At 57.5% G+C, this 7,787-nt stretch carries 5 protein-coding genes and 4 pseudogenes; 7 read left to right on the forward strand and 2 right to left on the reverse strand.

The window, feature by feature from the left end; genetic code table 11:
* Nucleotides 1-184 (reverse strand): annotated as a pseudogene (locus AB3X89_RS38220) (branched-chain amino acid ABC transporter permease); the annotation flags it as partial.
* Nucleotides 185-392: 208 nt separating this feature from the next.
* A complete protein-coding gene (locus AB3X89_RS38225; protein ID WP_368587816.1) occupies nt 393-725 on the reverse strand; it encodes a hypothetical protein in 333 nt (110 codons plus the stop codon).
* Nucleotides 726-2,049: 1,324 nt separating this feature from the next.
* On the opposite strand from AB3X89_RS38225, the pseudogene AB3X89_RS38230 reads away from it, so the two are divergent.
* The 7 genes and pseudogenes from AB3X89_RS38230 to AB3X89_RS38260 form a co-directional block, all read left to right on the forward strand.
* Nucleotides 2,050-2,568: pseudogene (locus tag AB3X89_RS38230) on the forward strand (IS6 family transposase); the annotation flags it as partial.
* Nucleotides 2,569-2,644: 76 nt separating this feature from the next.
* Nucleotides 2,645-2,976 (forward strand): annotated as a pseudogene (locus tag AB3X89_RS38235) (IS5/IS1182 family transposase); the annotation flags it as partial.
* 321 nt (nt 2,977-3,297) lie between these two features.
* Nucleotides 3,298-3,739 (forward strand): annotated as a pseudogene (locus tag AB3X89_RS38240) (transposase); the annotation flags it as partial.
* A gap of 131 nt (nt 3,740-3,870) precedes the next feature.
* Nucleotides 3,871-4,998 carry a phosphoribosyltransferase domain-containing protein gene (locus tag AB3X89_RS38245; RefSeq protein WP_368587817.1) on the forward strand — a complete coding sequence of 376 codons (1,128 nt, stop codon included), beginning with the start codon at nt 3,871-3,873 and terminating at the stop codon, nt 4,996-4,998.
* Complete coding sequence (locus tag AB3X89_RS38250) at nt 4,988-5,746, forward strand: trehalose phosphatase (RefSeq protein ID WP_368587818.1); 759 nt, start codon at nt 4,988-4,990, stop codon at nt 5,744-5,746. Before AB3X89_RS38245 ends, AB3X89_RS38250 begins: the two co-directional genes overlap by 11 nt.
* Nucleotides 5,739-6,833: a cysteine protease StiP domain-containing protein gene (locus AB3X89_RS38255; protein WP_368587819.1), complete on the forward strand. Its 1,095-nt coding sequence runs from the start codon at nt 5,739-5,741 to the stop codon at nt 6,831-6,833. The genes AB3X89_RS38250 and AB3X89_RS38255 overlap by 8 nt, the downstream gene beginning before the upstream one ends.
* A gap of 41 nt (nt 6,834-6,874) precedes the next feature.
* On the forward strand, nt 6,875-7,153 hold the full coding sequence (locus tag AB3X89_RS38260) for an HpcH/HpaI aldolase/citrate lyase family protein (protein ID WP_368587820.1): 279 nt from the start codon (nt 6,875-6,877) through the stop codon (nt 7,151-7,153).
* Nucleotides 7,154-7,787: the final 634 nt, after the last annotated feature.

The raw sequence follows: 7,787 nt of genomic DNA on the forward strand, positions 1-7,787 counted from the left end.
GAAAGTGGTTCTGCAGCACACCTATGGCGGAGAGCGCAACCATCGCGCCCACCATCAACACGTCGCCGTGAGCGAAGTTGATGATGCCCAGAATGCCGTAAACCATCGTATAGCCCAGTGCGATGATAGCGTAGACACTGCCAAGCACCAGTCCATTCATGATTTGTTGGACCAGAATGTCCATGTCTCTCTTACTCCAGTTGACCGCCTACGGGTTGATACGGGGTAACGGACAGTGCGATGATGTCCGTTACCTGTCAAAAAATAATCGAGTGCGATGGCGGCTATCGCCCCAAATCGCACAGACCGTCACATGTGCGTCGATCCAGTCGCCTGTCCGATCGAATGCGACTTCCCGATCATGGTCGAGAATTGCATCTGCTTGGGCACTGTCACGAAATCACGCCAGAAATACTGCGGCCGATCGCCGTCGCGTCTCCCGAATAGACGAGTTTCTGAACGGAGTACGCGCCCGGTTCCCGACCCACTGCGTCATCGTCCGATAGCACTTCGAACGCAACCGAGCGACGATTTGCCGCTGCTGATGCTCTGTTCACATCTTGAACCGCGATTCGAACAGCGCTTTCGTCGTTCTTTCCAAAGGTAAACTGCCCGCCTGTCAGCGGTTCAGCAACTATCTCCGTTGCGAATTTAGGCTGTCCAGCCACGCGGACAGCGGACGGCAGTGCCGCGACCGAAGCGGACGACTGATTGATGCCATTCATGGATGTCCCTCTCTTTGTATTGCTCAACTGATAACGGGCTCCCATCCGTTTTGCCCGATATGCACGCAAGCTTCAGCCAAAATCCACATATTCCAAAAGTCCGCGCGTTCTTTTTTTCGCCGAGTGTCGACGCGACATTTGACAGCATTCATCGTGTTCTCGACCAAGCGTTACTTGCGGATCAATACATTTTCTCGGAGCCGCACGGATCACGTCAGCAGTCGCATCGCATCCCGCTAGGGCTAGCGTCAAAAGCGATCACACAGAACCAGAAATTTCTGTTGCGTGGCCCCGGAATAGCACTATTCGACTGGAACTCTTGAATTGCAAGCGTCGCATACTTACCCTTTTTCGACTCATGTACATGATCTCTATGTGCCCGACAGAACGACGCATCAGATCCAAAAATTCCTGAAGCGAACATCAGCTTGATGATGCGTTTGATGGCGCAGCAATCTCACGTGACGCTATGTTGTTCAGGTACCTCTCCTGGACAATTGTTGAGCGGTGTCGCCTACCCGTCGTTGCGCGCGTCAAGCGGCAATCAGATCGCCACCCTTTTGTCAACGGCCGCCTTTTTGTGGATCGCCAATGCTGATGAATCGCCATCCCGAAATAACGATGTGCATTAGCCATTGCAGGAGGGGGCGCAGCAGCGCATCGACCGTCTACGCCTCGTCACGCCAACCGCCGGCTTGTCTACAAAACCGCGCTTTCAAATAGCACCACCAGCCTGATGGCCTAATGATCAGCTTCGGGGCTCGGAGCGGCCAACACCCTTTCGACGCTACGTTGCCTCCTCCCCCCTTGCGGCAGTGCGTTCCTGTCAATCTACCCGACGCGCCCAACTGTCAGCCTCCTTCAGAAGGACCAAGGCACCCCGGCCCGGCACAATACTGCGGTGGGCCGAGGCTGGGCCCTATTCTATTTTGCGCGATTAGGAATATGAAATAAATTCGGCTTATATCCAAGCAGCTCACTTTTCCTTGCCACATAAATTCTGCTTATGCCGGCTTAAGCAAGTTATGCTTGTATCAGAGATGAACTGCCGTTAGGATTGCCCGGTCACACCTTCAACGATCCGAGTGGACGCCGTTTCGGTGGGTGTTTTCAGGGCTACGAAGCTCATCCAGTGATGAAGTTCGATCCGATCGATGAGCCATCAGAATGAAGTGATCAAGCAGTTAAAGTGGTTGGTAGTTGGGGCCGTCGCGGGGCATGGTGAACGTGCATGGGCATCGGCGTCCGACTAAAGAAATGACCAAGGTTTTGTCCCAATAAGGGACCTGCCATGTGGAGGCCCCGAAGACGGATGATCTGACCGATGAAGCAGAACCTGAATCGCGCGGTGGCGAAGGTGCTCAAGAGCCTACATTATCCGCTTGACGTAATCCTTCTCTGCGTGCGCCGGTACGCTGCGTATCCGCTGAGTCTGCGTCACCTCGAACAGACGAATGGCGAACGAGGAATTTCGGTTCGCCATCCGACTGTGCATCGCTGGACACTCAAACTGTTGCCGGTTCTAGAGAAGCCGTTTCGGCGCTGCAAGCCGGCGGGCGGCAGGAGTTGGGGCATGGACGAAACGTACATTCGCGTGAGGAGCGAGTGGAAATATTATTTGTACCGCGCCGCGGACAAGGCTGGCAACACGATCGCTTTCCTTCTGCGAGCCCGTCGTGACAAGGCTGCGGCCCGGAGACACTTCGAAAAGGCGATGACTCTGAACGGTGAACCGTAGACTGTGACGATTGATAAAAGCGGATCAAATCTGGCGGCGCTACAAGCGCTCACCGCCGAACGCGAGACGCCGATCAAGGTCTGCCAGAACAAATGCCTGAACAATTCTACTCGCTGGCGAAATAAGCAATCCTATGATATCGCGCTTTGCTATGACTGTGTCCTTTTCGCGACCAAATCCTGTTGGGACCGACAAGGCTTACGACATGTGCGACTCTGTTCGTGATTGCCGGACGCGCAACGTGACGCCCCATGTGGCGCGCAACGTTGCTCATCAAGACGGAAGCGCGATTGATGGGCGCGCTTCGCGGCACGCCGGTTACGGCATCAGCCAGGTGAAACTTAAACGCATCGAAGAGTACTCCGGTTGGGGCAAGACCATTGGCAGAATTCGGCAGACCAACTATCGAGGCATCAAGCGGGTCACCAGCACTTCAGACTGACCATGCTGGCGAGCAACCTGACCGGAATGGCCCGAATACTGATGGCCGTGCCGCGAGGAGCAGCGCAATGAGTCGCCGGACGCGGCCACCGGGCGAAAACGCGCCGGCTGGCTCACTCGCCTGTGGTGTGCCCCGGACGATCCATGTGCAACTCAGCGACGAATTGCATACGAAATCCCTTTAAACATTGCCGCGGTTGTCAAAACGAGGCGATTTTCGACAGCCTGTTAGGTCCTCGACCTCGCATCAAACTTGGGAAAGGCTGACCAATCGGCTACGCGGTCGTCGGTGACGAGGACGAAGACGTTGTAGTAAGAGGCTCACGAAACGGTCCCACGATCATGAAGCGGTAGCTCGGTTTTGCAGAAGCAGGAGGTCAGGACAAGAAGCGAGTGATCAGGCGTCAGCGTTTCCTTGCAGAGATGGAGAAAGTGGTACCGTGGGAGCGCTTGCTGTTGGCGACCGGGCCGTACTACCCGAAAGGCGAATGGGGCCGCCCGCCGATGGGACTTGAGCGGATGCTGCGGATCTACTTTCTTGAACAGTGGTACGGCCTGACGGATGAAGTCCTTGAAGACGCGCTGAACGACAGTTTCGCGATGCGCGCGTTCCCGGGCATCGACTTGGCGCGCGAGAACCTACCGAATGCCGCCACGCTGTGAAGTTTCGGCGGCTGTTGGTCGCAGCATCAGTTGACGCGAAAGCTGTTCGATGAGATCGGCATCGCGCTATGCGAGCGCGGGGATGAAAGAAGGCACGCCGGTGGATGCCACGATCTTCGCGACACCGCCGTCGACGAAGAATGTCGAAAAGAGCCGTGCCCCGGAAATACACCCGCACGGATGCTTAGAATCAGCCGTCGACGACCGTCCTGTTTTTAAAAACCGCGAGTCGCACCGCCAAGCCATCGGCAATCGGCAATCGGCAATCGGCTCATTGATCAGCGTTTCGCAAGGAAGCAGTTCATGGACAGCAATGTAGTACCGACGTTCCTACGCGCTCAACTTAAGCGGGGACTTCTCGAGGTCAAAGTCGACGCCGCCGCCTTGCCCGCGGCTACCCTGTTCGGTTTCGCAGAGCGCCGGAATCCTAAGCGGGCATTCCTCTTCGTGTCAAAAGTTCTGGGACGACTCGTGCCGACGCGGCCATCGATCATGGCTGCCAGTTTCGAGAGCCTCGTCAGCGAGATCCCAGCGGACCTGCCCGGCCCAGTGCTGGTAATAGGCGTGGCCGAAGCCGCAGTTGGCCTCGGTGCCGGCGTGCACCGTGCTTACAGTGCCACGCGTTCCGACAGCGTGTACCTCACCAGTACCCGTCATCCTTTGGGTACTGACCTCTTTTCTCGATTCGAGGAAGAGCACAGTCATGCCAGCACCCATTTAATCCACCTGCCAGTCGATCCCGAGGTTCGTGATTTGATGCTCCAGGCCCGATCTTTAATCTTGGTGGACGATGAGGCTTCGACCGGCAAGACCTTTCTCAACCTGCACCGCGCACTAATCGAAGCCGGCCTGAACAAGATCGAGCGAGTGGTCACGTGTGTCCTGACGGACTGGTCTGGGGGTGCTGTGCGTAAGGCCATCGGAGAGTCGACCACCGCCGTATCCTTGCTGAGCGGCTCGTATCAGTTCCACGAAGATCAGTCCGCGCCTCTGCCGGATATGCTAGGTGTCGGCGCCGTTTCTATAGGCGGATGGCCTCTCTCGCCCCGCAATGACTGGGGGCGCTTAGGCGTTCGCCACGTGGACGACACGCTCGCACCGAACATTCAAATCCATCCCGGCGAGAAAGTCGTCGTAGTGGGTACCGGTGAGTTCGTCTGGCGTCCCTTCCTGCTGGCAGAGCGCGCGGAGCGAGCCGGGGCAGACGTCTACTTCAGCGCTACCACCAGGTCCCCTATAGCCATAGGCCACGCCATCGAGCACGCGCTGTCGTTTCCTGACAACTATGGCCTCGGTATTCCGAACTTCCTCTACAACGTGAAGCCCGGTGAATTCGACCGAGTTCTTATCTGCACCGAAACCCCGGCGCAAGCGCTCCCTGCAGAACTGGTTGATGTCCTGAATGCGGAGATAATTTTCGATGAGCAGTAATCGTCCGCTGATATTCGTCGACCTCGACGACACCCTGTTCCAGACCGCAAGTAAGATGGCGGATGACACCCCACGAATCATCGCCACCCTGGACGTGCATGGACAGCCCAACGGGTATATGAACCCGGTCCAGAACTTCTTCCTGAACTGGCTGCTGGCCTCGGCCGACGTCGTTCCGGTAACCGCACGTAGCGTGGAGGCCTACAACCGCGTCAAGCTTCCTTTCACCGAAGGTGCAATCTGCTCCCATGGAGGCGTGATGCTCCGCCCTGACGGATCGCTTGACCACCCCTGGCACGCACAGATGGCCGAGTCGCTCCGGACCTTTCAAGACCGGCTGTCGACACTGAGGGAGGCCACCCTGCAAATCGGCAAAGAACTGGGCTACTCCCTGCGCAGTTGGGTAGTTGAAGAGAAAGGTCTGCGCCACTACGTGCTGACCAAACACAACGAGTCCAACGACTCGGTGCTCACCGAGTTGCTGACCGAAGTTCAATCTCGAAGCATGTTGGAATGCATGCACACCCACGTTAATGGAAACAACCTCGCCCTCCTGCCTGCGGGTTTGGAAAAACGCTTCGCCGTTCAAGAATGGTTGCGCCGCGATCGTGAAGTCCACGGCGAGCGGCCGGTCCTGGGCTTCGGTGACAGCATCTCCGACCTGGGGTTCATGGACCTCTGTCACATGTGGTCAACGCCGGCGCGCAGTCAACTGGCAACAGTAGTGAAGGGGCTCATCAATGAGTAATCCTCTCGCCACCCTGAGCACCGTCGGCAGCGGCAGCTACGCCCCTGAAGATGTGCATTTCCTTTTGCAACGCGTGCAGATGAGCTTCACTACCGTTGAGGAAAAGGAGCTTCTGATTCAGACGAACCGGAAGCACTACTCTGAGATAATAAGCTTCGAGCAGGCTCCTACCGACGTGCACAAGGGTCTCTACACCCATGCCTTGGCGCGGAACGGCGCTCGTATGGCTTCCAATGTTCAGGCCTTGGCATTGGCATTGAGTGCCGCTTACACCGGGCCGAGCATCGCACTGGTTTCATTTGTTCGCGCAGGCGTGCCCCTCGGTGTCCTGCTGCGCCGGGCACTCGTCGAAATGGGCCGCGATACTCACCACTACGGTGTCAGCATCATTCGCGATCGCGGGATCGACATGGTGGCTCTGGAAGCCATCATCCAGCTGCATGGGGCCGAAAAGATCGCCTTCGTGGATGGTTGGACCGGCAAAGGCGCAATCTCCGATGAGCTCAAGCGGACCTTGGACGACGACAAGCGCTTCCCAGCAGAGCCTCGCCTCGTTGTTCTAGCAGACCCCTGCGGCCGCGCTTGGCTGGCTGGCTCTGCAGAGGACTGGGTAATTCCGTCCGGCATCCTCGGTGCAACCGTGTCGGGCCTCGTATCCCGCACCATCTGGCCGACTCAAGGTGGGCTTCATGGTTGCGTGACATACGACCACCTGCCTAAGCATGACGTAACCCGAGAGTTCATCGATACGATCGAGGCCGAACGTGGGGCGCTGGGCGAAGTTTATCCCGCAACTCCATGGACCGACGAACAGCGATTGGAGCTCCAAGCGTCCGCTGATCACGTGGTGTCCTCACTGGCAACGCGTTTTGGCACCTTCAACTTGAATCGCGTGAAGCCGGGTATCGCTGAGGCAACCAGAGCTGTTCTGCGTCGTGTGCCCGATCACGTTCTGGTACGTGATAGCAACGACAGCGACGTGCAATTGTTAATGCATCTCACTGACCGCGCGGGCGTGACCGTAGAGGAGGCTGGCGCGGACCTGGGTCCGTATCGTGCCGCGACAATCACACGGAGTCCCAACTGAGGGGCGACATTTCTACGTTCGCCCTCGGGGCGACTCTGTACATGCCGGCTACCCGCGGTGACATGCTGGACGTGGTTTTCGGCACCAAGATCTCAGAATTGTGCTCACTTGTGGTGTGCCTGGAAGACGCGGTGGCGGCGATCGACGTCGAAAGCGCGCTCGCGAACCTGCGGGCGCTCCTCATGGAGGTTGAGGCTTGGGGCGGCCGCCCTGAACATGGTCTCCTGCTGCTCCTCCGGCCGCACGATGCTGCGATGGCAGCAGTGCTGAGTGACTGGCCGCTGATGAAGCACGTCGACAGGTTCGTCGTCCCAAGTTGACACTGAAATCCCTCCAATCTTGGGAATACGCGGTGAGCACCTTGGATCTGTGCCTCATGCCCACACCGGAGACAGTCGACGCGTTCGACCCTGGCCCAATGGTGGAGCTTCGCCAAGCTCTGAAGGCGAACCCCAACAGCGCATCATCACGCTGCGGATTGGCGAAAAACCTCATGGGTTGTCTTGGTCTGCGACACAATCCGGCCACCACTGGGGCTGGAGACGCTGGTCGCGTCAAGGCTCGCTCGTTTCTAACACCGTCTAAGCTCCCTCGAACACCGGCGAAGTCCGGAATTGCCGAGTGAACCAATCCAGATTTCTGTCCGCACCCCACGGAAGAGATTCTATCCGACGCTGACGTGTCCGTCAGTCTGCAAACCCGGGGCTCGTCTAGCAGGCTGTTGAAAAGCACCTCGCCAGCGTTGAGCACTCTGTTTCATTGAGTCGCTGCGCCGGTTTGGTTGATGTCGATTTAATGCTCGAAGCCTTTTATTCAGGTGGACGCAATGAGCCGCCCCGGGTTTTCCGGAGACCGTTTTGCTTGCGTCATGCCACAGTGACAGACTCAGCGAGATTTGCATAGTAAGCGGCTTCTGCCTCGGCAGGTGGAATATTGCCGATGGGGCCGAAGAGC

The sequence above is a fragment of the Paraburkholderia sp. BR14320 genome (genome assembly GCF_040948665.1).
Lineage (GTDB): Bacteria > Pseudomonadota > Gammaproteobacteria > Burkholderiales > Burkholderiaceae > Paraburkholderia > Paraburkholderia youngii.